General features: G+C 71.3%; 22 protein-coding genes and 2 pseudogenes. 9 read left to right on the forward strand and 15 right to left on the reverse strand.

The window, feature by feature from the left end; genetic code table 11:
• Positions 1-31: 31 nt before the first annotated feature.
• Positions 32-214, forward strand: a pseudogene (locus ACIP64_RS36100) (pirin family protein); the annotation flags it as partial.
• A 61-nt stretch (positions 215-275) separates the two neighbouring features.
• Here ACIP64_RS36100 and ACIP64_RS36105 read toward each other — a convergent pair.
• From ACIP64_RS36105 to ACIP64_RS36120, 4 genes are all read right to left on the reverse strand, one after another.
• Positions 276-3,152 carry an FAD-binding and (Fe-S)-binding domain-containing protein gene (locus ACIP64_RS36105; RefSeq protein ID WP_401595553.1) on the reverse strand — a complete coding sequence of 959 codons (2,877 nt, stop codon included), beginning with the start codon at positions 3,150-3,152 and terminating at the stop codon, positions 276-278.
• Positions 3,153-3,213: 61 nt separating this feature from the next.
• A complete protein-coding gene (locus ACIP64_RS36110) occupies positions 3,214-4,398 on the reverse strand; it encodes an anhydro-N-acetylmuramic acid kinase (protein WP_401595556.1) in 1,185 nt (394 codons plus the stop codon).
• Positions 4,399-4,529: 131 nt separating this feature from the next.
• Entirely contained in the window at positions 4,530-6,104 is a 1,575-nt protein-coding gene (locus ACIP64_RS36115; RefSeq protein ID WP_401595559.1) for a sodium:solute symporter, read from the reverse strand.
• A 2-nt stretch (positions 6,105-6,106) separates the two neighbouring features.
• Positions 6,107-7,126: an N-acetylglucosamine kinase gene (locus tag ACIP64_RS36120; protein ID WP_401595562.1), complete on the reverse strand. Its 1,020-nt coding sequence runs from the start codon at positions 7,124-7,126 to the stop codon at positions 6,107-6,109.
• A gap of 215 nt (positions 7,127-7,341) precedes the next feature.
• Between ACIP64_RS36120 and ACIP64_RS36125 the strand changes: the two genes are divergently transcribed.
• Together ACIP64_RS36125 and murQ are read left to right on the forward strand one after the other, a co-directional pair.
• Complete coding sequence (locus tag ACIP64_RS36125; protein ID WP_401595565.1) at positions 7,342-8,301, forward strand: MurR/RpiR family transcriptional regulator; 960 nt, start codon at positions 7,342-7,344, stop codon at positions 8,299-8,301.
• 58 nt (positions 8,302-8,359) lie between these two features.
• Complete coding sequence (murQ, locus tag ACIP64_RS36130) at positions 8,360-9,265, forward strand: N-acetylmuramic acid 6-phosphate etherase (RefSeq protein WP_401595568.1); 906 nt, start codon at positions 8,360-8,362, stop codon at positions 9,263-9,265.
• Between the two features lie 97 nt (positions 9,266-9,362).
• Here murQ and ACIP64_RS36135 read toward each other — a convergent pair whose 3' ends face one another.
• Together ACIP64_RS36135 and ACIP64_RS36140 are read right to left on the reverse strand one after the other, a co-directional pair.
• The gene (locus tag ACIP64_RS36135; protein WP_401595571.1) at positions 9,363-10,217 is read right to left on the reverse strand and encodes a hypothetical protein; all 855 of its coding nucleotides are present in this window, start codon (positions 10,215-10,217) and stop codon (positions 9,363-9,365) included.
• A 138-nt stretch (positions 10,218-10,355) separates the two neighbouring features.
• Entirely contained in the window at positions 10,356-11,327 is a 972-nt protein-coding gene (locus ACIP64_RS36140; RefSeq protein ID WP_401595574.1) for a TIGR03557 family F420-dependent LLM class oxidoreductase, read from the reverse strand.
• A 287-nt stretch (positions 11,328-11,614) separates the two neighbouring features.
• Here ACIP64_RS36140 and ACIP64_RS36145 point away from each other — a divergent pair, with 287 nt between their 5' ends.
• Positions 11,615-11,788, forward strand: a complete 174-nt coding sequence (locus ACIP64_RS36145; RefSeq protein ID WP_360903657.1) for a CsbD family protein — start codon at positions 11,615-11,617, stop codon at positions 11,786-11,788.
• A 323-nt stretch (positions 11,789-12,111) separates the two neighbouring features.
• Here the strand turns inward: ACIP64_RS36145 and ACIP64_RS36150 are convergent, their stop codons facing one another.
• Complete coding sequence (locus ACIP64_RS36150; protein WP_401595578.1) at positions 12,112-13,110, reverse strand: alpha/beta fold hydrolase; 999 nt, start codon at positions 13,108-13,110, stop codon at positions 12,112-12,114.
• 318 nt (positions 13,111-13,428) lie between these two features.
• Between ACIP64_RS36150 and rph the strand changes: the two genes are divergently transcribed.
• Positions 13,429-16,059, forward strand: coding sequence for a rifamycin-inactivating phosphotransferase (rph, locus tag ACIP64_RS36155; protein WP_401595580.1), 2,631 nt, complete (start codon positions 13,429-13,431; stop codon positions 16,057-16,059).
• 39 nt (positions 16,060-16,098) lie between these two features.
• Here the strand turns inward: rph and ACIP64_RS36160 are convergent, their stop codons facing one another.
• Positions 16,099-17,196, reverse strand: coding sequence for a hypothetical protein (locus tag ACIP64_RS36160; RefSeq protein WP_401595582.1), 1,098 nt, complete (start codon positions 17,194-17,196; stop codon positions 16,099-16,101).
• Between the two features lie 77 nt (positions 17,197-17,273).
• On the opposite strand from ACIP64_RS36160, the gene ACIP64_RS36165 reads away from it, so the two are divergent.
• Positions 17,274-17,696 carry a MarR family winged helix-turn-helix transcriptional regulator gene (locus tag ACIP64_RS36165; RefSeq protein ID WP_401595584.1) on the forward strand — a complete coding sequence of 141 codons (423 nt, stop codon included), beginning with the start codon at positions 17,274-17,276 and terminating at the stop codon, positions 17,694-17,696.
• Positions 17,697-17,826: 130 nt separating this feature from the next.
• On the opposite strand, the gene ACIP64_RS36170 is transcribed toward ACIP64_RS36165, so the two are convergent.
• On the reverse strand, positions 17,827-18,453 hold the full coding sequence (locus tag ACIP64_RS36170) for a class I SAM-dependent methyltransferase (protein ID WP_401595587.1): 627 nt from the start codon (positions 18,451-18,453) through the stop codon (positions 17,827-17,829).
• Positions 18,454-18,515: 62 nt separating this feature from the next.
• Between ACIP64_RS36170 and ACIP64_RS36175 the strand changes: the two genes are divergently transcribed.
• Both ACIP64_RS36175 and ACIP64_RS36180 read left to right on the forward strand, forming a co-directional pair.
• The gene (locus tag ACIP64_RS36175) at positions 18,516-19,178 is read left to right on the forward strand and encodes a TetR/AcrR family transcriptional regulator (RefSeq protein ID WP_401595589.1); all 663 of its coding nucleotides are present in this window, start codon (positions 18,516-18,518) and stop codon (positions 19,176-19,178) included.
• A gap of 227 nt (positions 19,179-19,405) precedes the next feature.
• Entirely contained in the window at positions 19,406-21,769 is a 2,364-nt protein-coding gene (locus ACIP64_RS36180; protein WP_401595591.1) for a glycosyl hydrolase family 95 catalytic domain-containing protein, read from the forward strand.
• Between the two features lie 82 nt (positions 21,770-21,851).
• Here the strand turns inward: ACIP64_RS36180 and ACIP64_RS36185 are convergent, their stop codons facing one another.
• The 5 genes and pseudogenes from ACIP64_RS36185 to ACIP64_RS36205 form a co-directional block, all read right to left on the reverse strand.
• Positions 21,852-22,199 carry a hypothetical protein gene (locus ACIP64_RS36185; protein ID WP_401595593.1) on the reverse strand — a complete coding sequence of 116 codons (348 nt, stop codon included), beginning with the start codon at positions 22,197-22,199 and terminating at the stop codon, positions 21,852-21,854.
• Positions 22,189-22,647 carry a hypothetical protein gene (locus tag ACIP64_RS36190; protein ID WP_401595596.1) on the reverse strand — a complete coding sequence of 153 codons (459 nt, stop codon included), beginning with the start codon at positions 22,645-22,647 and terminating at the stop codon, positions 22,189-22,191. Before ACIP64_RS36190 ends, ACIP64_RS36185 begins: the two co-directional genes overlap by 11 nt.
• A gap of 128 nt (positions 22,648-22,775) precedes the next feature.
• A complete protein-coding gene (locus tag ACIP64_RS36195) occupies positions 22,776-23,702 on the reverse strand; it encodes a phosphotransferase (RefSeq protein ID WP_401595599.1) in 927 nt (308 codons plus the stop codon).
• Between the two features lie 209 nt (positions 23,703-23,911).
• A pseudogene (locus ACIP64_RS36200) lies at positions 23,912-24,159 on the reverse strand (transposase); the annotation flags it as partial.
• Positions 24,160-24,185: 26 nt separating this feature from the next.
• Positions 24,186-24,905 (reverse strand): DinB family protein, encoded by a 720-nt coding sequence (locus tag ACIP64_RS36205; RefSeq protein WP_401595601.1) that lies wholly within the window; start codon positions 24,903-24,905, stop codon positions 24,186-24,188.
• Positions 24,906-25,582: 677 nt separating this feature from the next.
• On the opposite strand from ACIP64_RS36205, the gene ACIP64_RS36210 reads away from it, so the two are divergent.
• The gene (locus ACIP64_RS36210) at positions 25,583-25,843 is read left to right on the forward strand and encodes an Imm51 family immunity protein (protein ID WP_401595604.1); all 261 of its coding nucleotides are present in this window, start codon (positions 25,583-25,585) and stop codon (positions 25,841-25,843) included.
• Positions 25,844-25,854: 11 nt separating this feature from the next.
• Here ACIP64_RS36210 and ACIP64_RS36215 read toward each other — a convergent pair whose 3' ends face one another.
• Positions 25,855-26,394 (reverse strand): hypothetical protein, encoded by a 540-nt coding sequence (locus ACIP64_RS36215; protein ID WP_401595606.1) that lies wholly within the window; start codon positions 26,392-26,394, stop codon positions 25,855-25,857.
• Positions 26,395-26,555: the final 161 nt, after the last annotated feature.

Here is a 26,555-nt window from a genome sequence, read left to right on the forward strand (position 1 = left end):
CTGACCTGGGACGAAACGCCGAAGCTGTGATATGTGGTGGAACTTCATCGGGCGCTCGCACCAGGACATCGCGGAGGCGCGTGAGGCGTGGGAGAACGCCGACGGCCGCTTCGGCGCGGTCGAGGGCTACCCCGGTGACCGCCTCCCGGCCCCCGTGCTCCCCAACGCCACCCTGGCATCGCGCGGCAACCCGCCCCTCAGGAACGGATCCTGACGAAGCGTCACGCAACACGCCGGGGCCTGGCAGGCCCCGGCGCGTGCGTCCCGACCCGCTCTCAGGCGGTGGCCTCGTCGAGGAGTTCCAGCACGTGCCGGTACGGGCGGCCGGTGGCCCGGCTCATGCCCATCTCGCAGGTGCGGTTGCAGGAGGCGTACGCGTCGTACGTGCCCGCGGTGATCTCGGCGGCCTGGGCGGCGGTGGCCGACGCGGTGATCTCCGGGTGGAGCAGGCCGCGGTCGCCCGCGAACGCGCAGCAGCCCCAGTTGTCCGGCACCGTGACCTGGTCGCTCACGGCGGCCGCGACGGTGCGCAGGGCGCCGTCGATGCCCAGGTGCGCGGTGGAGCAGGTGGGGTGCAGGGCGAGGCTGCCGAGGCGCCGCGGCTCGGGCAGGGCCGGGAGCAGGTGCTCGGCGGTGAAGGCCACGCTGTCCACGAAGCGCAGCGCCGCGAAGCGGGCCCGGTCGGACTCCGGCAGGGCGCCGGGCAGTTGCTCCAGTCCGTGCGTGCAGGACGAGGCGTCGCTGACCACGGGCAGCAGGCCGTGGTCGCTCGCCTCCCAGAGCACGTCCAGGGTCCGCTCGGCCATGGTGCGGTGCCCGTCGGTGTAGCCCTTGGACTGCCAGGGGGTGCCGCAGCACAGGCCCGCCAGCCGGTCGGGGACGGTCACGGCGACGCCCGCGCGCTCGCACAGCCGCAGGAAGGCCGCCGCGGAGCCCGCCGACCCGTCGGAGGGCCCCTCCGGGGCGAAGACACTGCCGATGCACGCGGCGAAGAACACCGCCTTGGCGCCTTCGGGCCGCCGTCCCGCGGGGCGGGCCGGTCCGCCCTTCGGGATGTCGTCGGCCCAGGCGGGGACGAGCTCCCCCGCGCCGAGCCGCCGCACCACGCCGGTGGCGGCACGCAGGGCCGGGTCGGGCAGGACGTGGGCGGTGTTCAGCGCCGCCCGTACGCCCTTGACGGCGGTCCCCCAGTGCCGGGCCGCGGCGTTCCCGGCCCGCTGCGCGGCGGGCCCGTGGCGCTCGGAGCGTAGCCGCTTCATGACCGCGCCGGTGTCGATGGTGACGGGGCAGGCCGTGACGCAGAGGCTGTCGGCGGCGCAGCTGTCGACGGCGGCGTAGGCGTAGTCGGCCTCCAGGGCGCGGCGGCGTTCCTCGTCGCCGGCCGCGGTGGCGAGCGCGATCTCCCGGCTCAGCGCGATGCGCTGCCGGGGCGTCGTGGTCGCGTCGGCGGTGGGGCAGACGGGCTCGCAGTAGCCGCACTCCACACAGGCGTCCACGGCGGGGTCGACCTGCGGGACGCTCTTGAGGCTGCGCAGGTGCGCGGCCGGGTCGTCCTCCAGGAGCACGCCGGGGTTGAGCACGTTGTGCGGGTCGCACAGGCGCTTGACCTCGCGCATGACGTCGTACAGTTCGTCGCCGTACTGGCGGCGCACGAAGGGCGCCATGGCGCGGCCGGTGCCGTGCTCGGCCTTGAGGGTGCCGCCGGCGTCCAGGACGAGGTCGACCATGGCGTCGGTGAACCGGGCGTAGCGCTCGGTCTCCGCGGCGGAGTCGAAGTCCTGGGTGAGCATGAAGTGCAGGTTGCCGTCGCGCGCGTGACCGAAGATCACGGCGTCCTGGTAGCCGTGCCGGTCAAACAGGCCGATCAGTCCCTCGCAGGTGCCGGTCAGCCGCTCCATGGGCACCGCGATGTCCTCCAGCAGGGCCGTGGTGCCGGGGCGGCGGGCGCCGGCGACCGCGGTGTACAGGCCCTTGCGCAGGTGCCACAGCCGGGCCCTGACCCGGGGATCGCGGACGAGCGCGGTCCCGGTGACGGCGGGCAGGCGGTCCAGGACCGGCTGCGCGCCGGCCACCCGCTCGTCCAGCAGTTCCGCGCTGTCCTCGGCGAACTCGACCAGCAGGGCGGCGTGTCCGTCCACCCGCAGTCCGCGCAGTTCGTCCACGGGGTCCGGGGACTGCTGGGCGACCCGCAGCGACGCCGCGTCGAGGAGTTCGGCGGTACGGGCACCGGCGGCCAGCAGTGCGGGCAGGGCGTCGGTGGCCTCCGCGAGGCCGGGCAGCACGAGCAGGCCGGTGGCGGTGTGCGGCAGGAGGGGCACGGTGCGGAAGACCGCCTCCCCGACGAAGCCGAGGGTGCCCTCGCTGCCGATCATGAGGTGGGCGAGGATGTCGGCCGCGCCGGAGTGGTCGAGGAACGAGTTGAGCCCGTAGCCCATGGTGTTCTTCATCGCGAACAGCCGCTCGACGGTGGCGCGCGAGGCCGCCGAGGCGCGGACGCGGTCGCGCAGCCGCAGCAGTCCCGCGTGGAGTCCGGGCTCGCGGGCGCGCAGCGCCTCGTCCGCGTCGGGGGCCGCGGTGTCGACCACGGTGCCGGAGGGCAGCACGAACTGGAGGGACTCCATGGTGCGGTAGGCGTTGTCCTGCGTACCGCAGTTCATGCCGCTGGAGTTGTTGGCGACGAGCCCGCCGATGGTGCAGGCGCTCTCGCTGGCCGGGTCGGGGCCGAGCCGGCGTCCGTACCGGGCGAGCCGCGCATTTGCCCGACGGACCGTCAGACCTGGTTGCAGCCGGATGCGTTGCCCCTCGTCCAGCACCTCCGCGCTGCGCCAGTGGCTGCGGACGTCCACCAGGATCCCGTCGCCGCCCGCCTGCCCCGCCAGGCTGGTGCCGCCCGAGCGCAGCGTCAGCGGCAGGCCCGCCGCCCGCGCCCCGGCCATCAGCGCGCCCACCTCGGCGGCGGACGCGGCCCGGACGACGGCCTGCGGGGTGAACAGGTACGGCGACGCGTCGTGGGCGGCCGCGACCCGGCGGGGCACGTCGGTGGTCACCCTGGCCGGGTCGCCGACGCACGAGGCCAGGAGCCCGGCCAGATCGGGGGCCCGGTCCCCGGTGGACGGCGCGGTGGAGGGTGCGGCGGCGGCGGAGTGGCTCATGGGTCCTCGGGTGCTCGGGTCCCCGGGTGCGGGGACGGGCGGTGGTGGCGCGACCGGGCGGTCAGTGGGCGGGGCCGGTGACGCGCATCAGGCGGGGCGCCCGCTCGGCGGGCTCGGGCAGGCGCAGCGGCGACAGCCCGGGGGTGATGCTGCCGAGCAGCGTGGCCCGGCGGGCGCCGGTGCCCGAGGGCAGGGCGCCGGGCAGGCCGTTGACGGTCAGGAAGCCCAGTACCGCGAACGCCAGGGCCTCCTTGGCGTCCGACGGTATGCCCAGGTCGTCACTGGGGCGCAGCGGCACGCCCGGCAGCTCCCCGGCGATCATGTCCATCAGGACCGGGTTGCGGACGCCGCCGCCGGAGACGACCAACTCGGTGACGCCGTGGGCGCGGCAGGCCTCGGCCACGGTGACGGCGGTCAGCCGGGTCAGGGTGGCCAGGACGTCCTCGGGGGCGAGCGCGGCGGCAGGCAGCGCGTCGAGGGCCCGCAGCAGATAGGGCAGGTGGAAGAGTTCCTTGCCGGTGCTCTTCGGGGCGGGCCTGCGGTAGTAGGGGTCGTCCAGGAGCAGGGCGAGGAGTTCGGCACTGGTGCGGCCGGCGGCGGCCCGGCGCCCGTCCTCGTCGTAGGCGGCCGCCCCGTCGGTGAAGTGCCGCACGGCGGCGTCCAGCAGCGCGTTGGCGGGCCCGGTGTCGAAGGCCAGCGGCTCGGCGCCGGGCGCGACGACGGTCACATTGGCGATACCGCCGAGGTTCAGCGCGGCGGGGGTGCCGGGCAGCCCGCGCAGCAGCAGGGTGTCCGTCATACCGACCAGCGGGGCGCCCTGGCCGCCCGCGGCGACGTCGCGGCTGCGCAGGTCGGAGACAACCGGGAGGCCCGTGGCCTCGGCGATCCAGGCGGGCTGGCCGAGTTGGAGGGTGCCGCGGACGGTGCCCTCCTCGACCCAGTGGTGCATGGTCTGGCCGTGCGAGACCACGAGGTCGGCCGCGCCGTCGCACAGTTCGCGCAGGGCCCGCCCGGCGGCGCCGGCGAAGGCCTGGCCGATGCCGGTGTCGAGGGCGCAGACGTCCTGCGTGGTCGTGGCCGCCGGGGGCAGGGTGGCGGCGATGAGGTCGCGCAGGTCTTCGGGGTAGTCGGCGGAGAGGTGCCCGAGCGGCCGCAGCAGCAGGGTGTCGCCGTCCAGGTCGAGGTCGGCGGCGGCCGCCTCGATGGCGTCGTAGGAGGTGCCTGACATGAGGCCGATCACACGCACGGTGCCTCCTGACGCGGGTGCCGCGGGCCGGGCCGGTTCGGCATGACTGACTTCTCCCTGTGCTGGTCCTGAACGGGGGCGGTGCGGGGCCGCCGCGGTGGGCGGCCCCGCACCTCATGGGCGGGGCGTGCTCACTCCCGGCCGGCGACCGCCGCGACGCGGTCCGGGCCCGGGCCGGGCTCGCCGTCGTCGCCCGCGGGGAGCACGGCGGTCTCGGGGGCCCGGTGGAACAGGCTCATCAGGCCGCCGACCACCAGGGTGACCACCACGCCGATGGGCACGAGCCACTGGGCGGCGATCGCCGTCGGCACGGTCGCGCCGGCCACGGTGACGTCGATCTTCACCCCGCGCACGATGTACGTCATCACACCCACCGTGACCAGGAAGGCCACGATGGAGTCGATCTCGTTGGCCCGCCGGACGAGCCGTCCGAGCAGGAACGCTCCGAGCAGGGCGCCGTAGGTGTAGCCCGCGATGGTCAGACCGGTGAGGTAGACGTTGCCCGTGTTCGCGCTGAAGGCGCAGGCGAAGACGGCCATGAGCACCGCCCACACCAGCGTCATCACCCGGGCGAGCTTGAGCAGGTTCTCCTCGGAGGGCGAGCTGCGGAAGAAGCTGTGGATGATGTCCGACACCGTCGAGTTCGACATCGAGTTCAGCGCGGAGGACAGCGAGCCCATCGCGGCGCCGAGGATGCCGGCCACGAGCAGACCGGAGATCACCACGGGCAGGCCGTGCAGGATGAAGTTCGGGTACAGGTTGTCGGCGCTGGCCAGACCCAGGTCCGCGAAGCCCTTGCCCTTGTTGTAGGACCACAGGAGCGCGCCGACCAGCGAGAAGGCCGCGAACTGGACGGTGACGAAGACACCGGAGGCGATCATGGCCTTCTGGCCTTCGCGCAGGGTGCGGGTGGTCAGGATGCGCTGGACGATCAGCTGGTCCGAGCCGTGGCTGGCCATCGCGAAGATCGCGCCGCCGATGATCGCGGTCGGCAGGGCGAACGGGCTGGTGAGGATGTGCGCGAAGTCGAAGTTGGTGTCGAAGAGCTTGAAGTGGCCCGAGTGCAGGGCGTCGGAGAAGCCGGAGCCGCCGACGTGGCCGGAGAGCACGGCGATCGCGAGGATCGCACCGCCCAGGTACAGGCCCATCTGGATGGCGTCGGTCCAGATGACCGCCTTGATGCCGCCGAGGTAGGTGTAGATCACGGTGATCACCGTGAGCACGACGATGATGACGCGGTAGTCGGCGTGCACACCGAACTCGTCCAGCAGCAGCTTGATCGGGATCGCCGAGGCGAACAGCCGGACGCCTTCGGCCAGGAGCCGGGTGAAGACGAACGTCACCGAGGCGAGGCCCTGCAGTTTCAGTCCGAATCTGCCGCCCAGGTACTGGTAGGCGCTGACGAATCCGCCGCGCTTGTACAGGGGGATCAGCACGGTGGCCACGATCACGCGGCCGATCACGTAGCCGAGGGCGAGCTCGACGTTGCCGAAGCCCTGCCCGCTGTAGGCGCCGCCGGGCACGCTGATGACGGTGAGCACGCTGGTCTCGGTCGCCACCACGGAGAACGAGACGGTCCACCACGGCATGTGGCCTTCGCCGACGAAGTAGTCCTTCGCCGTTTTCTGCCGTCCGGCCTTCCGCAGTCCGATCACGGCGATCGCGATCAGATAGACAACGACCACCACAAGGTCGAGTTGGCGCACGCTCACTCCTGAATAACGGCCGGCGAGGTCACCGGCAGGGTGGGGACAGTGGGGAGGTCGGTCGTCCGCCGTACGCGGGCGACGTGGGGTTCGTGCGGTGCCGAGGCGTCGAGCGCCAGCAGGCGCGCGCCGTCCAGCGGATCCCCGAGCGGGGGGCGCACGAGGAGGGGGCGCGGGGAACCGCCCAGTGCCGCGGCGAGCGGCCCGGTGAGCGGTTCGCCGAGACCGGTCAGGCCGCCGGTGACGGTGACCGGGAGTGCGTCGTCGCCGACGATCCGGCGTGCGGCCGTGAGCACGGCCTCGCCGAGCGCGGCGGCGGCGTCCGTGATGATCGTCGAGGCGATGCCGTCGCCCGCGGCGGCGGCGCGGGCCACCTCAGGGGCGAAGGACGCGGCGGTACGGGCCGGGTTGCCGTCCCTGCCGAGTGCCGCGGGCAGCCGGTCGGGGTCGCCGAAGCGCCCGGCGGCGGCGGCCAGCAGCGCGGTGTGCGGTCCGCGCCCGTCGTGGGCGCGGAGCGCGGCGCGCAGTCCCGCGGCGCCGATCCAGGCGCCGCTGCCCTCGTCGCCGAGCCAGGGTCCCCAGCCGTCGACGCGGGCGAACGATCCGTCGTCGCCGATGCCGATGGCGACGGAACCGGTGCCGATCGCCAGCACCACGCCGGTGCGGCCGCCCAGGGCGCCCGCGTGAGCGGTCACGGCGTCGCTGGTGACGGCCACCTCGTCGGTGGGCAGGTCGTCGAGGAGCAGCCCGGCCAGGGCGCGGGCCGCCTCCGGGGCGGTGGCCGCGCCGGCGGCGCCGACGCAGACGGCGTCGAGCCGGCCGCCATGTCCGTCCCCGAGGAGCGGGAGGACGGCGGCGCGCACCGCCGCGCGGGCCGCGGCCACGCCGTTCTCGGCGGCGAGACCGGGGGCCCCGGGCACCTCGTGGACGTCGTGGGCGACTCCGGTGTCACTGGTGCCGCCGGTCCACAGCACGGCACGGCAACCGGTCTTGCCCAGGTCCACCGCCACTGCTGCTGTCATTCGGCACGCCTTCGTGTCTGCAGGGATCCGACGCGTCGGGCGGTCACGTGACAGCCGGAGGGCCGGGTGACCGGCGCGGATCGCGGTGCAGCGAGTATCGGAAGGCCGACCTCCGTATGTCAATAAGTAACTTCGCGTAATGACTTTCGTAAGTTTTTGACGCACCACTGATGCAGGGTTAATGTGGCGCCCACCCCACAGGAGGGACCGCCCCCATGGCCCGCCAGGAACCACCCCGCGCACCGGCTCAGCAGCCGGCACCCCCGGCGGACGACGCCTCCGCCGTCGGCACCCTGGCGCGCATCCGTGCGGCCCTTCCGTCGCTGGCTCCTTCGGAACGCCGGGTGGCGGACGCGGTCCTGGCCGACCCGGCGCAGGCGAGCGAGCTGTCCATCAGCGCCCTGGGCGAGCGGGCGAACACCTCCGTCGCCACCGTGATGCGCTTCTGCCGGGCGATAGGCATCACGAACTACCCGCAGCTGCGCCTGGCGCTGGCCGCGGCCGCCGCCCGCGAGGACGCGCTCGGCGGCGAACGCCCGGCACCGGGCACCGACATCAGCGCCACCGACACGCTCGACCAGATCGTCAGCAAGATCGTCTACAACGAGATCCGCGCCCTGGAGGACTCCGGCGCCGAACTCGACATCGAGGTGCTGGGCCGCGCGGTCGACGCCGTCGCGGGCGCCCGCCGGGTCGACATCTTCGGAATCGGCGCCAGCGCGTTCGTCGGCCAGGACCTGCACCAGAAGCTGCACCGCATCGGCCACATGGCCTTCATCTGGACCGACCGGCACGCCGCCCTCACCGCGACCGCCCTGCTCGGCCCCGGTGACGTGGCCCTGGCCATCTCCCACTCCGGGGAGACCGAGGACACCGTCGAGCCGCTCCAGGCCGCCGCCGAACGCGGTGCCACCACCATCGCCCTGACCAACGTCGCGCGCTCCTCCCTCGCGGAGAGCGCCGACCTCGTGCTGACGACATGCGCCCGGGAGACCCCCTTCCGGTCCGGCGCGACCGTCAGCCGGATCGCCCAACTCGCGCTCATCGACTGCCTGTTCGTCGGCGTGGCCCAGCGTTCCTACGACGCCACGACCGCCGCGCTGCAGAAGACCTACGGGGCGGTCCAGCGCCGTAAACGCCCTCAGCCGCCGCGCCGCACCCCGGCCGCCGACTGACCGCCGGCCCTCCCCCAGCACCACCCCTGAGCACCACCCCTGAAAGGACGACCGCGCCGTGGACCTCAGCACACTCGGCACCCTCGGTACCGAGATCCGCAACGACCGGACCGCCGAACTGGACCGCATGCCGGTCTCCGAACTGCTCTCGGTCATGAACGCCGAGGACCAGACCGTCGCCCTTGCGGTGCGCGACGCGCTGGCGCAGATCGGTGACGCCGTCGAGGCGATCACGCACTCCCTGCGGCGCGGCGGCCGGCTGATCTACATCGGCGCCGGCACCAGCGGCCGGATCGGCCTGCTCGACGCGGTCGAGTGCCCGCCCACCTTCGGCACCCCGCCCGAGCAGGTCATAGGTCTGCTCGCGGGTGGCCCGGGGGCGTTCATCGTCGCCGTCGAGGGAGCCGAGGACGAGCCCGCGCGGGCGGTCGCGGACCTCGAGGAGATCGGCGTGAACGAGCGGGACACGGTCGTCGGCCTCGCCGCGAGCGGCCGCACCCCGTACGTGGTCGGCGGACTCCAGCACGCCGCCGCCGCGGGCGCCGTCACGGTGTCGGTGGCCTGCAACCGCGACGCTCTCGTCAGCCGCTACGCCGACATCCCCATCGAGGTCGTCACCGGCCCCGAGGTCCTCACCGGCTCCACCCGCCTCAAGGGCGGCACCGCCGAGAAGATGGTCTGCAACATGCTCTCGACCGCCTCGATGGTGCGTCTGGGCAAGGTCTACGGGAACCTCATGGTCGACATGCGGGCGACCAACGGCAAGCTCGTCGACCGGGCCCGCCGCATGGTGTCCCAGGCCACCGGCGCCGACGCGGACTCCGTCGCCCGGGCCCTCGACGCCGCGGGCGGCCACGCCAAGACCGCCATCGTCATGCTCCTCGCCGGCTTCACCGCCGAGGAGGCCGCCCAGCGTCTCGCCCAGGCGGAGGGCGACACGCGGACGGCCGTCGGGCACTCCTGACGTACCTGACACGCCAGGAGCGGCACGCCGTGCGGGCGTCCCCGCAAGCCGGGGCGCCCGCACGGTCGTGCACCGCGGCGCGCCGCGATACGGAACGTCACCGACCCGACGCGCGCACGTCCGTGACGGCCCGCAGGACCTCGGCGCGCCGGGCGTGCGCACGTTCGTAGCCCTCGATCCACGCCAGTTCCGTCGGCGACAGGCCGCGCAGCCGGCCGGCGATCTCCCCCGTGGACAACCGGCCGTAGCGGGCGATGGGCAGCGCCTCCTCCCGGCTCGCGGCGCCCTGCGCGTTGTCGGCCGCCTGGCGCACCCCGGCCAGGCCCGCCACCACCCAGTCCCCGGTCGCGCGGTTCCACAGGGCCGTGGCCTTGCGGGCCACCGCGCCCAGAACGCCTCCGAGCGGCGCCTTGCCGCCGCCGTCGGCGAGGGCCGCGGCGTGTTCGGTGAGACTGGCCCCCAGGATCTGCAGGACCTGCTGGTTCTCGCGGCGCAGGGAGGCGAACAGCTCCAGCGCGACGTCGTCGTGGGCGCGGGCGGCGACGGTCTCCCCCGCCTGGCTGCCGGCCAGAGCGCGGGCGGTGATGCCGTACTCGTCGGCCGTGTTCTTCAGCAGGCGCCTCTCGTCGGCCGGCCCGCGCCCGCGCAGCACGGCCGCGCCCATCCGCGAGGCCATGACCAGGGGCATCCGTCCCACCAGGGCGGCGTCCTGAGCGATCCGCCGGGCGGGGCCCAGCAGGTCCGTCCGCATCCGGCGCCCCCGCAGCCGCTGGAGGCAGCCGTCCATCACCGCCATGCAGGCCTGCGCGTAGGCCACATGGTCCTCCAGCACCTGCCGGTGCGGCCCCGCCGGGGTGACCGCCAGATCCGCCACGAAACGCTCGATCACGGCGGAATGGGCCCGCCGGGCATCCTCCAGCACGGACGTGAGGGCATCGGTCGTTGCAGCCATCGCAGGTCCTCGAATGCGTCGTGAGGCGGGCCGTCGGCACACCGGCCGCCGCCCCGAGGGGCCCGCGCTGCCGGCTTCGCTCCATCCTGCGGGCAGCCATGGCAATCCGCGCGGCGAGCGCGCGGACGGCTCGCGGCGTCAGTCGACGGACATGCCGTCCCGCAGCCGGGGAAGCACCTCCGCGCGGTAGAAGTCGAAGAACTGCTTCTGGTCGGGGCCGATCTGTTGGACGTAGACCTCGTCGAAACCGGCCTCGGAGTAGGCCCTGACCGCTGCGACATGGTCCCCGGTGGCATCGCCGCAGACGACCGCGTCGGCGACCATGTCCTCGGTGACCAGGCCGGCCGCCTGCTCGAAGTGCTCCGGGGTGGGGAGGATCTGGGCCAGTTCACCCGGAAGCTGCTCGCTGGGCCACAGCCGGTGCGCGGTCTTCACCCCGCGCGCCCGGTCGGTGTCCCAGCACACCTTCAGTCCGCCGATGACCGGCTTGCCCCCGCCGCCGGCCCGCCGGAACTGCTCCACCAGGGTCGCGTCGGGAGTCATCGTCACGAAACCGTCCCCGATACGGCCGGCCAGCGCCGCGGCCTCGGGCCCGAAGCCCGAGACGTACAGCGGGACCGGCTCCGCGGGGAGGGTGTACAGGCGGGCGTTCTGCACGGTGTAGTGCGTGCCGTGGTGGGTGACGCGCTCCCCGGTGGAGAGCTTCCTGATGACCTGTACGGCCTCTTCGAGCATCTGGAGGCGCTCCGCGGCCTCGGGCCAGGCGCCGCCGAGGATGTGCTCGTTGAGGGCCTCACCGCTCCCCAGGCCGAAGCGGAACCGGCCACCGGTCAGCACGGCCGCCGTCGCGGCGGCCTGGGCGTTGATCGCCGGATGCACGCGGACCGTGGGGCAGGTGACCAGTGTGGTGATCGGCAGCGACGTCACCTGGGACAGGGCTCCGATCATGGACCAGACGAACGGGCTCTGCCCCTGCTCGTCGTTCCACGGGTGGAAGTGGTCGGAGACGGCCAGCCCCTCAAAACCGGCCTGCTCGGCCATGCGGGCCTGGTCGAGCAGTTCCGCTGGGGTGAACTCCTCGGAGGAGAGGAAGTATCCGTAGGCGGTCATGCGTGTCCCTTCCGGCAGGTTGAAGATCAGACAAGACCGGGTCGGCGAGAGTGCTCCCCCACGGGCGCCCGAGTGCGCCGCTTCCGTGGCCCCACCCGATTCTCCCCACGGGGCGTGCTCGCGGGCGCAGGCACGCTACGCGCGCGGTCCGGTTACGCCGCAGGGGTCAGGGACGGCCGCCCGCGACCCCCACCCCCCTCCGAGCGCCATCTCCCCATGTTTGCGGAGGCTTTCAGCGGTCAGACGAACCCACAGCACACGACGTCGACGCCAGGGAAGGTGACAGCATGGCCGGCAACGAGAAGGCCAGGGCCAAGACCGAGCAGACCGTCGGCAAGGTCAAGAAGACCGCCGGTGAGGCCGTGGGCAACGAACGGCTGACGGCCGAGGGCCGCGCCGAGGAGGCCATCGGCGACGCCCGTGAGGCCAAGGAGAAGATCAAGGACATCGGCCGGCACTGACCGCCGGTACACGGAGTCCATCGCGTTGGGGGCGGCCCCCGCAGGGAGCCGCCCCCACGCGTGCCGGGATTCCGGCGCCTGCGCGGCGCGAGGTGCCGCCGATGGGGTGAAAGCGCGGGGCGGCCCGCCGCGCCATGTGGGCACGTCACCCCTGGTCGACTTCAGTGGAGGCAGCGCACCGGTGTCATCGTCGCTGTCGGTGCGCATCGCGGAGCCCGTCAGGCCGTCACAACCCCGAGCGGGCTCCGCGCCTGATCACCGCTCCCCGGAGCGCGCACCGTGCGTACGGCAACGGCGCCCGCCCGCTCCGGCCCCCGGGGACGCTACTTCTGCAGGAAGCCCCGCAGCAGGGCGGTCACTTCCCTCGGCTTCTCCTCGGTCACCCAGTGCCCCGAACCCGGGACGACGCGTCCCTCGACGTTCGCGGCGTACTGCCGCCACTGCTGCGCGATGCTGTCGCCGAACGATGCCTGGGCGCCGATCGCCAGGACGGGCATCGTGAGTTTGCCCTGGGCCGCGAACTTCTCGTTCTGGGCGACGTCGTCGCGGAGCCGGCGCCACACGCGCATCCAGGCCGCGGTGCGGCCGGGCTGCTTCAGGTAGTGGGCGTAGAAGTCGTAGTCGGCCGGGCTGAACGCGGACCGGACCACCAGATGCTGCGCGATGAAGCCCTGGATGAAGGTGCGCTCGTGATCGGCGATGAGCTCCTCGGCGAGAGGCGTCTGGAAGAAGCCGAAGTGCCAGACCGACGGGGTCTTCGGGCTGGCCGGCAGAGCCGGCAGGCTGTAGATGCTCCGGTCCGGGATGTGACCCTCCAGCACCGCCATGCGGCGCACCTCCGACGGCCACTGGGCCGCGTAGGCGTAGGCGACGTACAGGCCGACGTCGTGGCCGACGACCTGGACGCCGTCGTTCAGCCCCAACTGCTTCAGCAACTGGTGAACGTCGTCGGCCATCCGGGCGGTCCCGTAGCCGCTCGTGGGGATCCCGGAGTCGCCGATGCCCCGCAGGTCGACGGCGATCACGGTGTGGTCCTCGGAGAGCGGGCCCATCTGCGGCCGCCACTCGGCCCATGTCTGGGGGAAGCCGTGGATCAGCACCACCGGTGAGCCCTTGCCGCCCTTCACGTAGTGCATCCGGAAGCCGTTCACCGTCGCGTACTTGGACTGGAAGCCGGGGGGCGGTGCCGCCTGCGGCCACTGCTCGGCGGCGGCACCGGGACCGCCCGGACCACCGCTCCAGGCGGCGAAACTCACGACGCCGGAGATCGTCAGAACGGCCACCAACGCCGCCATGAGTGCGATCAGCTCATTGCTTTTCACTCGTCGAACGCCCACGTTGCACCAATCCGGGACCGATGTGTGGTCATGCGAGTCCGCCGCAGCGCGGAGCGATTCGTGCGCGCACTCGGTACCGGCGGTCAATCGACGCTAAATCGGCCCCCGGTGCGGTGCAACTTCGTGCCGCCAGGGGGGGGCTGCCCGTCCGGGAGTGGCACGGAACGGTGCGGCAAAAGCAAAGGCAAGGAGAGAGCTCTCCTTGCCACTCTCAACTTATAGCGCACTGGGGGGCTTGCGGCAAGGCCCCGGTCGTGCCGCAGAATCGTCGGCCGATGTCAGAACGTGCGGAAATGAGGGTGCGTGCGGGATCAGCAGGGCGACAAGGCAAGCAGGGACGAGTACGTGCTGGGGCTTCAGGAGGTCGACGAGACGCAGGTCGCGGTCGTCGGCGGCAAGGGAGCGCACCTGGGCGGGCTGTCGCGGATCGAGGGCGTCCGCGTGCCCGACGGCTTCTGCGTGACAACGGCCGCTTTCCGGCGGGTCATGGCGGACGTACCGTCGTTCGGCGACCGGCTCGACGAGCTGTCGCGCGTGGACCCGGACGACCGGGCGGCGATCAGGACGCTCAGCGCGGCGATCCGCCGGGCCGTCGAGGAGACCGCCGTCCCGGACGGTCTCGCGGCGGCGATCACCGGCGTGGTCGCCGGGCTGGGTGAGCGGGCCGCGTACGCCGTCCGGTCCAGTGCGACGGCGGAGGACCTGCCGACGGCCTCCTTCGCCGGCCAGCAGGACACGTATCTGAACGTCGTGGGGCCGGCGGAGATCCTGCGGCACGTCAGCCGCTGCTGGGCCTCGCTGTTCACCGAGCGGGCCGTGACCTACCGCCGGCGCAACGGCATCGACCACCGCACGGTCCACATGGCCGTGGTGGTGCAGCGGATGGTCTTCCCGGATGCGGCCGGCGTTCTGTTCACAGCCGATCCCGTCACCGGCAACCGGAAGGCCGCTACCGTGGACGCGGGCTTCGGTCTCGGGGAGGCCCTGGTCTCCGGACTGGTCGACCCGGACGTCTTCACGGTACGGAACGGCGAGGTCGTCGCCAGGACGATCGCCGCCAAGGAGCGTGTCGTGCAGCCCCTTCCGGCGGGCGGTACGCGGGAAGTCGCGATCGACGCGCGGCGGCGGGAGCAGCCGGCGCTGACGGACGCGCAAGTGGTGCGGCTCGTGGAGCTCGGGCGGCGGATCGAGACCCACTTCGGCCGCCCGCAGGACATCGAGTGGTGCCTGGTCGACGACGGCTTCCGGATCGTCCAGAGCCGGCCGATCACGACGCTGTTCCCCGTTCCGGAAGCCGGCGACGAGGAGAACCATGTCTACGTCTCCGTCGGCCACCAGCAGATGATGACCGACCCCATGAAGGCCCTGGGGTACTCCATGTGGCAGCTGACGGCCATGGCGCCGATGCACGAGGCCGGCGGGAGGCTGTTCGTCGACGCCACCCGGCGCCTGGCCTCCCCCGCGAGCCGCGCCGCCCTCCTGGACATCATGGGGAAGGGGGATCCCCTGGTCAGGGATGCACTGGAAACCGTCCTCGACCGGGGCGACTTCGTCCCGTCGCTCCCGGACCCGGCCCCGGCTCCCGGCGGGCCGCCGGCCGGGGGCGCGCCCGAGCCGATCGGGAACGATCCGGCCGTCGTCACCGAGCTGATCGAGCGCAGCCGGGCGTCGGTCGCCGCCCTGGAGCGCGACATCCGGGCGAAGACCGGTCCGGCGCTGTTCGACTTCCTGCTGGAGGCCTTCGCCGAGCACAAGCGGGCCCTCGGTGATCCCTTGAGCATGCAGGCGATCATGGCGGGGATGGAGGCCACCTGGTGGCTCAACGACAGGCTGCGGGAGTGGCTGGGCGAGAAGAACGCGGCCGACACGCTCACACTGTCCGCCCCCGACAACATCACGTCGGAGATGGGGCTGGCGCTGCTCGACGTCGCGGACGTCGTCCGCCCGCGCGCCGAGGTGGTGGCGTTCCTCCAGGGCGCCTTGGACGAGGGCTTCCTGGACGAACTGCCCAAGGTCCCCGGCGGGACGGAGGCGCGCGACGCCATCGAGGCCTACCTCGACCGGTACGGCATGCGCTGCGTCGGCGAGATCGACATCACCAGGCCGCGGTGGCGCGAACGCCCCACCGCGCTCGTGCCCGTGATCCTCGACAACGTCAGGAACTCCGGGCCCGGCGCGGCCGGGCGGCGCTTCGAGGAGGGGCGACGGAAGGCGGAGGAGAAGGAACGGGACGTGCTGTCGCGTCTGCGGGCCCTGCCGGACGGGGAGCGGAAGGCCGGCGAGGCGAAGTGGATGATCGACCGGGTCCGTACCTTCATCGGCTACCGGGAGTACCCGAAGTACGGCATCGTCAGCCGCTACTTCGTCTACAAGCGGGCCCTGATGGGCGAGGCCGAGCGCCTCGTGCGGGACGGTGTGCTGCCGGAGCAGGAGGACGTCTTCCACCTGACGTTCCAGGAGTTCCACGAGGCGGTGCGCTCCCGGCGGGTGGACGGCGGGCTCATCCGGCAGCGCAAGGAGGCGTTCCGCTCGTACGCCGCGCTCACACCGCCCCGGGTGCTCACCTCGGACGGTGAGGCCCTGAACGGGGCCTACCGGCGCGACGACGTGCCGGCCGGCGCCCTCACCGGTCTGCCGGTGTCGGCCGGGACCGTCGAGGGCAGGGCCCGTGTCGTCCTCGACATCGGGGACGCCGACCTCGCGGCGGGCGACATCCTGGTCACCACGTTCACGGACCCGAGCTGGTCGCCGCTGTTCGTCGGCATCGCGGGCCTGGTGACGGAGGTGGGCGGCCTGATGACGCACGGCGCGGTGATCGCCCGGGAGTACGGCCTGCCGGCCGTCGTGGGCGTGGAGAGCGCCACCCGGCTGATCCGGGACGGGCAGCGGATCCGCGTGCACGGGACCGACGGGTTCGTCGAGATCCTGTCCTGACCGGCGGCGCAGGCAGTGGCCGGGGTCGGGGTCCGGGCGTCAGACGGCCACGGCCTCGCCGATCTCCTCCTCGGCCTCCCGTTCCACCGGGGGCAGCGCGGCGGGCGGCGCACCGGCCCGGCGGGTGCGTCGTTCCGCCGCGTCCGCAGCGGCCAGGGCGATGAGTCCGGCACCGAGCCAGAGGACCAGCGAGGTGACCCGGCCGGCCAGGCCGGCGCCGGAGGGGAAGTAGAGGATGCTGCGGACGCCCTCGACGAAGCCCGCGCCGTTCCAGAAGGCGTGGAGGGCGCCGAAGAAGCCGTTCTGGAGTTCGGGGCGGAAGATGCCGCCCGAGGTGGTGAAGTTGAGCATGACGAAGAGGGTCATCATCGTCAGGGTGGTCCACCGCTTGAGGAAGGTGTGCAGGCCGACACCGATGGCGATGATGCCCGCCGAGTAGAGCCAGGCCATGGCCCACACGGCGGCGAGGTCGTGATCGACGATGTCGAACACCGGCCCCGCGAGCACGGTGCCGATGACGCTCACCACCAGTGAGGTCGCCAGGCCGATGGCGGCGCGGGTCCACAGCCGCAGCGCGGCGCCGGCCGCGCCGATCGCGGCCACGCTGGCGTAGGAGCCGATGCTGATGGTGACCAGGACGAAGAAGAGGCCCTGCCCTGTCGGGTCGCCGTGCGAGGTGGGCGCGACGTCCGTGACGTCCAGGGCGGTACCCGTGCGGTCGGCCACCAGGCGGAAGACGGTCTCGGCGGCCGTCGCGGTGGTGTCGGAGTTGGCCTTGGCGACCAGCAGGCGCGGATGGTCCGCGGACGGCAGGTAGGCACCGGCCAGGTCGCGGTCCATCAGCTGGTGCACGGCGGCGCCACGCGTGGGGACGGTCGTGACGTCCAGCGCGTCGCCGGCCTTGTCCTTGAGGGTCTGCGCGAGGACCTGCGCGCGCGGTCCGGTCCCGACAACCGCCACCTTCATCCCGTGCGGCTCGGGGGCGTGAAAGGCACCCAGGTAGGCGAGGCCCATGCCCAGGCACATCAGCAGCGGGGTCACCAGGTGGAGGGCTATGCGCCCCACGCTGTGGCGCAGACGGGGGGCCGCGTGAGCGTGGGCCCCTCCCGAAGCGGCGGCGGCCGAGGATGCGGTCATGGGGAACATACCTCTCGATGTGATTGGTAAATGCAACCTTCTTTCTTGTATAGTACATCTATATGGAGGAGGCCCGGATGCCCGCACGCGAGAACGCCATCGACACGATCCAGCGCGAACTCACCGCGTTCGCCCGCCGCGCCCGCACGCGCGCCGCGCAGATCCACCCCGAACTGTCACTGGTGGCGTACGGCATGCTCGACTACATGACGGAGCGCGGCGGCTGCCGCGGCACCGACCTGGCCTGCCACTTCCTGCTCGACAAGTCCACCGTCAGCCGCCAGACCGCGGTGCTGGAGCGCGCCGGCCTGATCGTGCGCGCCGCCGACCCGAACGACCAGCGCGGACAGATCCTCCACCCCTCCGAACAGGGCCTGCGCCTGCTGGCCGAGGCCAATGAACGACGCCGGCAGGCCTTCGCCGGACGCTTCGCCGACTGGGACGACACGGACGTGCAGCAGCTCGCCGACCACCTCCAGCGCTACAACGCGGCCGACTGAGCCCTCACGCAGAGCGCCCCCGGTCAGGCCCGAAGCGCCGGTGTGTGACGCGGCCACGGCCGGCCGGATCCGCCGGGCGGGCGGATCCGGCCGCGTCAGCGACGCCTGCCGCGCGGGGGCACGGCGGCCCTCACGCCTGTGCGGAAGTGCGGCGCAGCGTGAACCAGAACGTCGGGAAGGGGTTCGTGCCGGGGGTCACGTCGGTCAGGTGCCACCCGGCGAACCTGGTGCTGAGTTCGTCCGCGGTGACGCCGGGGACCGGGTCGTCCAGGGCTCCGGGGCCGTAGCCGAACATCAGCAGGCGCGCTCCCTCCGCGGCCCGCTTCGTGAGGCCGTCCGCGTAGGCGTCGCGGCGGTGCGGGGGGATGCCGCAGTAGCAGCTCAGGTCGAAGAAGAGGTCGTACGGACCGGGCACGCCCACCTCGTCGAGCCGGGTGGCGTCCCCGCACAGCACCGCGATGTCCACCCCCGCCGCGTCGGCCTTCTCACGGGCCTGCCGGACGGCGCGGTCGACCAGGTCGACGGCCGCGACGTGCCAGCCGTGCCGGGCCAGGTACACCGCGTTGGTCCCGGTGCCGCAGCCGAGTTCGAGGGCGCGGCCGGGCGGGACCGCGTCCGGGCCCTCCACGAGGGCGATCAGTTCGGGCGGCGTGACACCGCTGTCCCACGGTGGTTTGCCGTCCCGGTAGTAGTCCTCCAACGCGCGGCGCAGGGCCGCCTCTTGGTCGAGTTCCGCAGCGGTCCGAGGCTCGCTCACGACTGCCCTCCAGAAATCTAGAGTCCAACTCTAGTGACTGACTCTAGAGATAGACTTCCCCCATGGACGCGGTCAAGGGTTCCGGCCAACGCACCGTCAAACTCCCCGACAAGCGGGCCGAACGCTCGCGGCGCACCCGCGAGAGGATCGTCGCGGCGGCGCGGGAGTTGTTCGTCGCGCAGGGGTACGGGGCGACGAGCCTTCAGGAGGTCGCCGACCACGCAGGGGTGGCCGTGCAGACCGTCTACTTCGTGTTCCGAAACAAGCGCGCGCTGTTCAAGGACGTCGTCGACACGTCCATCGCCGGCGATGCGGAACCGGTCGCCACGATGGACCGGCCCTGGTTCCGCGCGGCATGCGCCGAGCCCACCGCCGTCGGCCAACTGCGCGCCCACGTACAGGGCGTCGGCGGGATCCTCGGCCGGGTCGGCCCGATCATGCCGCTGATCGCGGCCGCCGCGGCCACCGACCCGCAGATCGCCGCGGAGTGGGCCGCCGACCCGGATCCGCGGTACACCGTCCAGTACGCCGCCGCGGAGGCGCTGGTCGCCAAGCCCGACGTCCGCCCCGGCATCGATGCGGCCCGCGCCGCCGACCTGCTGTACGGGCTGCTCAGCCCCGAGCTGTACCTGATCTTCGTGCGCGACCGGGGCTGGTCCCCCGGGGCCTGGGAGGAATGGGCGCGCGCGGCGCTGACCGCCGACCTCTGCATCGTCCCGGAGTAGCCGCACTCGGCACCACACACTGCAGACATCCGATCTACTCCCGCGAGAGCGCCCCGACACTGGGCCTATCGTGCCGAAATCACGGACTAAATAGGGACAATACCCGCACCCATCGCAAGAAAGGTCGGACTAATTTGGCCTCCAGGCGTTGACGTGCCCAAGGCAAGTTGATTATTTATGAATACTTCTCGTGGGCTCCCCGCAACCCCTGGAAAGGACCCCTTGCCGTGTCCGCTTCCTCCCGCCGCGACTTCCTCCGCATCGCCGGCGTCACCAGCGGAGGTATCGCCCTGTCGGGCGGCCTCTCCCCGTTCGCCGCACACGCCGCCCCCGCCCGCCCGACCAGCGTGGACCTCGTTCCCGACGGCCAGGCCACGACGCTCTGGTACCGCACGCCCGCCAACGAGGGACGGATCATCCAGGAGGGCCTGCCGGTCGGCAACGGCCGGCTGGGCGCGCTGACCGGCTGCGACCCGGCGGACGACTTCCTCTACCTGACCGACGGCGCGTTCTGGTCCGGCGGCGCCAACGACACCCCGACCGACGACGGGCAACTCCCGTACGGTCCAGACGACTTCGGCAGCTTCGGCCTGCTCGCCAAGCTCCGGATCGCGCTGCCCGGCCACTCCGGTGACGCGGTCACCAAGTACCGCCGGCAGCTCGACCTGAGCAACGGCGTGGTCTCGGCGACGTACCTCCACAACGGCAGCGTCCACCGCCGCGAGGTCTACGCCAGCCACCCGGACGACGTGGTCGTCATCCGCCTCTCCGGCGGCCCGCACACCGGTACCGTCTCCTTGGCCGGCACCCACGGCGAGACCACCACGGGCGGCAGCGGGCAACTCGCCTTCAATGGCGCGCTGAAGAACGGCCTGCGCTACGCCGCCGCGGTGACCGCGGTCAGTTCCACGGGCCGGGTCAGTGTGGACGGCGACAAGCTGTCCTTCGCCGGCTGCCGTGAGCTGCTGATCGTGGTGTGCGGCGGCACGGACTACTCCCCCGACGCCGCGAAGGACTTCCGCGAGCCGGGCACCGATCCCCTGGCCGTGGCCCGCGCCAAGGTCGCCGCCGCGGCTAAGGTCTCCGGCAACGCGCTGCTGCGGACGCACGTCGCCGACTACCAGCGGCTCTACAACCGGTTCGCCATCGACCTGGGCGAGTCGTCGGCGCTGCAGCGCTCCCTGGACTCGTGGTCGCGCATCGCCGTCAGGTACACCGACGCGACGACGCCCGACCCGGAACTGGAGGCCGCGTACGTCCAGTACGGCCGCTACCTGACGATCACCGGCTCCCGCGACTGGCTGCCGATGAACCTGCAGGGCATCTGGGTGCACAACAACAACCCGGACTGGTACGCCGACTACCACACCGACATCAACATCCAGATGAACTACTGGCTCGCCGACCCGGCGGGCCTCGGCGAGAACTCCCTCGCCCTCGCCCGGTACTGCGTGTCCCAGCTGCCCGTCTGGACCGACGTCACCAAGCGGTTGTTCAACAGCGACCGCAACCGGTTCCGCAACAGCTCGGGGAAGATCGCCGGGTGGGCGGTCGCGTTCTCCACCAACATCCACGGCGGCAGCGGCTGGGCCTGGCACCCCTCAGGCAACGCCTGGCTGTGCAACTCGCTGTGGCGGCACTACGAGTACAGCCAGGACCGGGAGTACCTGGAGCTGATCTACCCGGTCCTCAAGGGCGCGGCCGAGTTCTGGCAGGCGCGGCTGATCACGACCACCGTCAAGGACGAGGACGGGACGTCGCACGAGGTCCTGATCGACGACACCTCCTGGTCGCCCGAGCACGGCCCGGACGGGAAGGGCAACACCTACGGCCAGGAACTGGCGTGGGAGCTCTTCGAGGAGTTCAAGACCGCCTCCCGCGTACTCGACCGGGACACCGGGATGGCCGCCGAGCTGGACGCGATGCAGGCCAGGCTCTACCTGCCCCGGGTGAGCCCGAAGACCGGCTGGCTCGAGGAATGGATGACCCCCGACAACCTCGGCGAGGTCACGCACCGTCACCTGTCCCCGCTCATCGGCTTCTACCCGGGCGACCGGATCGCCTCCGACACCGCTTCGCCGGCGCTGCTCGACGGGGTGCGGGCGCTGCTCACGGCCCGCGGCATGGACAGTTACGGCTGGGCGTGCGCGTGGCGTTCGCTGTGCTGGTCGCGGCTGAAGGACGCCGAGAAGGCCTACCAGCTCTATCTGACCGTGCTGCGGCCGTCCATCACCAACAGCAACGGCACCTCGGCCAACTGGTTCGACATGTACAGCCAGGGCAGCTACACGATCTTCCAGATCGACGCGAACCTGGGCGGTGCCACCGCCGCGCTGGAGATGATCCTCTACTCGCGACCGGGCGTCATCGAGCTGCTGCCCGCACTTCCCGACGCCTGGGCGGCGAAGGGTTCGGTGACCGGAGTGGGCGCCCGCGGCGGCTTCGAGGTGGACCTCGCCTGGCGCAACGGCAAGGTGACCGAGGCGACCGTCCGCAGCACCGGCGGAACCACGACCGAACTGCGCGCGGGCGCCTTCCGCAAGCAGCTCACCGTCAAGCCGGGGAAGTCCGTGACGGTACGGATCCCGTAGGTCGTCGGCGGTACAGGGGGGGGTGTGCTCCGGCCGGTTGGAGCACACCCCCTCGGCCGTCGCGGTCAGCCGGGGCGTGGGCTCAGCCCAGCGGGGCGCCGATGTCCAGATCCTCCGCGAGCTTGCCCACAAGCGCTGGGGCGAGTGCAGGGACGTACCGATCCGCCCACAGCTCGACGAGAGCGAGGAAGCCGCTCAGCTCGGTGTGCACGGTCTGAAGCATGCCCAGCAGCTCAACGGCGGGAATTTCGATGGGCCGCTCATCGGCGCTGTCGGCCCACAGCCGGAGGAACGAGCCGGCGTGCTCGACGGCGTCGATCGCTGGGGTGCCGTTGCCCGAAGCCGCCGCGTCCTGCCCGAGTCGCCCAGAGCTGTACGGGCCCGGATCCGCCGCCCAGCGGCATGCGTAACGCTCGGAACTACGTCTCATTCCCACGGAAGTAGGAGTACGGCGCTACGGACACGCCCTCTGAAATGGCACGTTCATCGTCCTCGCCGGCTGTTGGATCGAGGTCGCCTGCCCACAGTGAGTCCATGGACCACACCGCGAAGCCGGCATGGAAGTCGTGACCGATGTCGGAGCGGGTGCTGGTGTACCCGCGGGCATGGAGTTCAGAGACGACATCATCGAGAAAGCGGTAGGTCAGCTGGACTCCGTCGAACTCGGCTTCGGCATCCCCGCCCCCGCCGCCATGACTGATCTCAACGAGTTCGACCGTGCCGTCCGCCGCATAGGTGATCACCAGCATTGGCGAGGTGTTGCAGACCGCGCGCTCGCCGCCGGGCCCGTGATGCGGCAGCCCGACGCGCTCCTCGACTCGCGAACGGTGCTCGCCGATTTTGACGAGGTCGACACCACGTCCGGGGATGACCTCCATGCCCCGATCCTGCCAGGGGCCGGAGCCGGGGCGGCGATACCCCCTCTGACACCTGCAAAGTCGACACCGTGCTCGCACACGCGCGGTCAGTGGCATGGGCCGACGTTCAGTCCTCGCCACAGCTGGTATCACTGGGTGTGTCGCCACCAGTAGCGTCCGACGACGAGCTCCTCGAGTTCACGGAGCCTCGCAGCAGCCATCTGCGCGGAGGCACCAGGGTGTTCGATCGCGGTACGGAGGTCGGAAGCGAGGTAGCTCGCCTCACGGACCTCGCATCCTGCTCGAAGAGTCTCCGGAGAGGTCGTCGTCGCGCGGGCGATGACGTCGAGTACGGTCTCCATGTGCGGCCCGCTGAATCGGGCCAGGAAGAACCAGTCATCGACCGGTTCGCCGAAGCGGGCCCATTCGAAGTCCAGCAGGGCCGTCACGCTTTGGTCGCACGCGAGCCAGTTGCCCCAGTGACAGTCCGCGTGAACCGGAACAACTGCTCGTGCATGCAGCGGTGCCCGCTCCGCGATCGCCGTCAGGCCGTCGAGCAGACGGCGAGGCACGGTTCCGTGCTGGTCGAGGGCGGCGAGGCTCTCAACCTCGGCAAAGAGCGCGGCCCGGCTGGTGAACCCGCCGTGGTCGAGAGATTCTCTGAGCGTGCGTTCGACGTGGGCCGTGGGCATCCAGCTGTGCAGTGCGTCGAGCCGCTGGACTGCCTCCTCCGCCAAAAGACGCGCGGTCACACCGTCGACACCGGGCATGCCCATACCGGGAGCCGCCCCCGGCATGCGGGCATAGCAGGCGTAGCGAACGTCCCGAGTCCCCAGGTGATGAAACCCGCTGCCGAGCAGAGGGGCCGTCAGGCCTAGTGGCAGGTGGGGCGCGAGCGTGATCTCCCGGTTCAGTCGCGCGTGGCCGTCGGCATCGATGATCTTCACGACGACGTCCGAGCCGACAAACACGTGATGGGAGCTGCTCTCAGCGGTGGTCATGACACCGGGGTCACGTCCGAGGGTCGCTACCGCGATCGCGCGAGCGGCATCGTGAGCCTGCCGCAAGTCGGTCATCAGTACTCCAGCCGTTGACGGTGATCTTGCTGGTGAGCTCGACGAACAGGCGGTGGGGCCAGCAATGATCATCGGTGCGTGACGACTGAGGATCAAGCGGATGCCGCGAGTCACAGCGTAGTGCCCGCCTGTTGGCGGGGGATGTTCGATCAGCTGATGAGCGGCATCGCGGGCCCCCTGACCTGATCCGCAGCGCGCGGTCATACCGCGCCATGGGGCTTGACGGATTTTCGCAGCCGCGATCCACGGTGTGAGCAGATGGGCGGTATGCCGGGCACAGGGGGCGAGCCCCTGGATGTTGCGGGTGTTGGCTGCGGAGACTCCGATGGAGAGGGGCTGACCGGTCCCCCCATACCCGGGCTCGGCTCCACTCGGTGAACCTCCGGCGTGCGGTCGGCCCGGACGGGTCAGACCCAGGCGGCAGTTGCCGCCAGGTACACCCCGCCGTGGCCAAGAAGCCGCCGGCCGAGTTCACACCCGGCCCTACTCAGCGTCCTGTGCCTCGATCAGGTCGAGGTCACGGACGCAGAAGCCGTGGTGCTCGAAGGTCTCGTTGAGCACCGTGCGGAGGCACTGCCGCACCAAACGGCCCCGGGCGTAAGGCGGCCAGACATCGTCGTCGGGCACCGGCGCTCGCGCTGCGAGCTGGACAGCGGTGACCTCGTCGAGCCAGGCGTCGAGCTCGGCGGCCTGCGCCTCGCGCACGCTCACGATTTCGTCGAGGCCCGGATCGAGCGAGAGGTCGAGCCCGTGCGCTTCACGGTAGGGCTCAACGGTCGGCCCGATGCCCATCGGCGTGAACAGCTCCGTCGAGCCCAGGCAGCAGCGGCGGAACCACGAGTCGTGGACGAAGACCAGGTGGCGCATCGTCTCCACCGCCGACCACTCGTCGTTCACGCTGCGGCGCTCGATGCCGGGCGTACGGCGGATTCTCTCGATCGTGGCGGCCCAGCCCGCATGGAGCTGACGCGATGCCTCGCGCAGATCAGCAGGGTCCTCCGAGCGGATCAGCACCCGCACCGGATGACGCCGGTCGAGCTCTGCCTCGACGTACTCGGTGACCTCGACACCGTTCACCACAAGGTTGGTGACGAGCCCGTCGATCACGGCATCCTGCATGACGACGCCGATCAGGCGTGCCCCGGTCAAATCGCACTCGCGGAACTCCACACCGTGGAGATCCTCATCAACATACCGCGTCATGCTTCGCATACTAGGTCCGAGCACCGACAAGCCAGCATCCCCGGATCGCGACTTGCGGGACAGGCATCAGACCCAATTGGTGCCCGAAAGTGGGGCGAAGTCATCAGAGACTTCTGCTGCGGATCGACGGCGATACCGCACGCTTCCGGTATTGAGCCGCGTCGGGCCGCCCCTGGGCCGTCCGAGGCAGGCCGACGTTGACAGACGACAACCGAGGCTGATGGTGTGCCCTCAGGTCACGATGGTCGGCCAGGAGAGACGCCCACGTGAGAGACCTGCTGCTCCACTTCCACAAGAGCTGTGCGCGCAGCCTTCGAAACGGCCGCCGGCGACCGATCCGGCCGCGTTTAGGATGATCGCATGGGGTCAGTCGTGGCGACGGGTGCGTGGTTGTATGACGGCACGGTGCCCACGACAGTCCGCGTAGTGATGCTCGACTACGACTTTTGGTACGCCGTCGGAGAGGCAGACGGAACCCTGCAGCCCGGCGAGGCACACGAAGTACGACCCCAACCGAGCCTTCGCCACCTCGCCAACCCCGGCAGTCTGACGCTCAGACTTGACCCGCAACGACATGAGATGTCTCTCGCCCGATGGCAGCTCCAGCCCAAAGCCTCTGCACACCGACCGTGCACCAGGGCGCAGCGTCGGAACACGGCCATCAATACCATCGCCGCATGAGCGAACCATCAGCCCTGGCACCGTTCCACCTGGACGAGGGCCGCGAATCCGAGCCCTCCCACTGCCTCTACCTATTCGAAATCGACATGGAGCAGGTCGCTGACGTCTTCGAGGGGCACAATGCCGAAAGCCACGGTCACGGCTGGGAAGGCCTGGCCGAGTCACTGGTCCGCTCCCGCTTGCCGGAAAGCGTCGACAAGCTCCACTGCCGAACTTTCCACCTATTGCGGGGTAACGACCCAGGGCGTGGCGCCTGACTTCCTCTGCATCAGCATTCAGGGATCTGTGCGGTCATGGCGAGCAACAATTGCTTTCGCAGATATTCCAGGAACTCCCAGAAGTCGACTGCAATTAGCCCCACGCCCGATTCATCAACGTCGTAGGTGGCACCGACGAGAGACCCGCCAAACAGTCGGTACACCTTTCCGTCGGTGGACGTCAGGGCGTACAGGCCACCCCCGCCGTCAGACGCGAACACGATGACCGAGTCAGTAACGGCCCCAATCACCTCGGCCGGCTGCCAGTCTCCGCGCCCAGCAACGACCTCTTCAGCGGAATTCACAAAGAATCCATTACCAACATCGGGCCACGATATCCGGAGTACCCGCTCATAGAATTTCAGCAGATCGCCAGGAGCCCCCATGGCCGAGAGAGCCCGGCGGGCATCAGACTCGGCTAGTGATGTCAGCATCAACTCGTTCGCGTCCGGCTCGTATCCGTACCACACCTCAAAGCCCCTCGAAAACTTCGAGGAGAGTCCCGCCATTTCCTCGACCCAGCTACTTATTTTCTCGCCAGTAGTAGGCACCGTACGTACCCCCTGTCGATCTGCGACCAGATTTCGTGACTGTAGATCAGACCGGGGCGCTGCCGCGCTGTCGTTTCGTGCGCGACCCGGTCCCGGGCACGCTCGACGCCAAGATCCTCAGCAGAGCCAAGGTCATTCGCGCCGACTCCCCCGACGTCCGG

This window comes from Streptomyces sp. NPDC088733 (genome assembly GCF_044751185.1).
Lineage (GTDB): Bacteria > Actinomycetota > Actinomycetes > Streptomycetales > Streptomycetaceae > Actinacidiphila.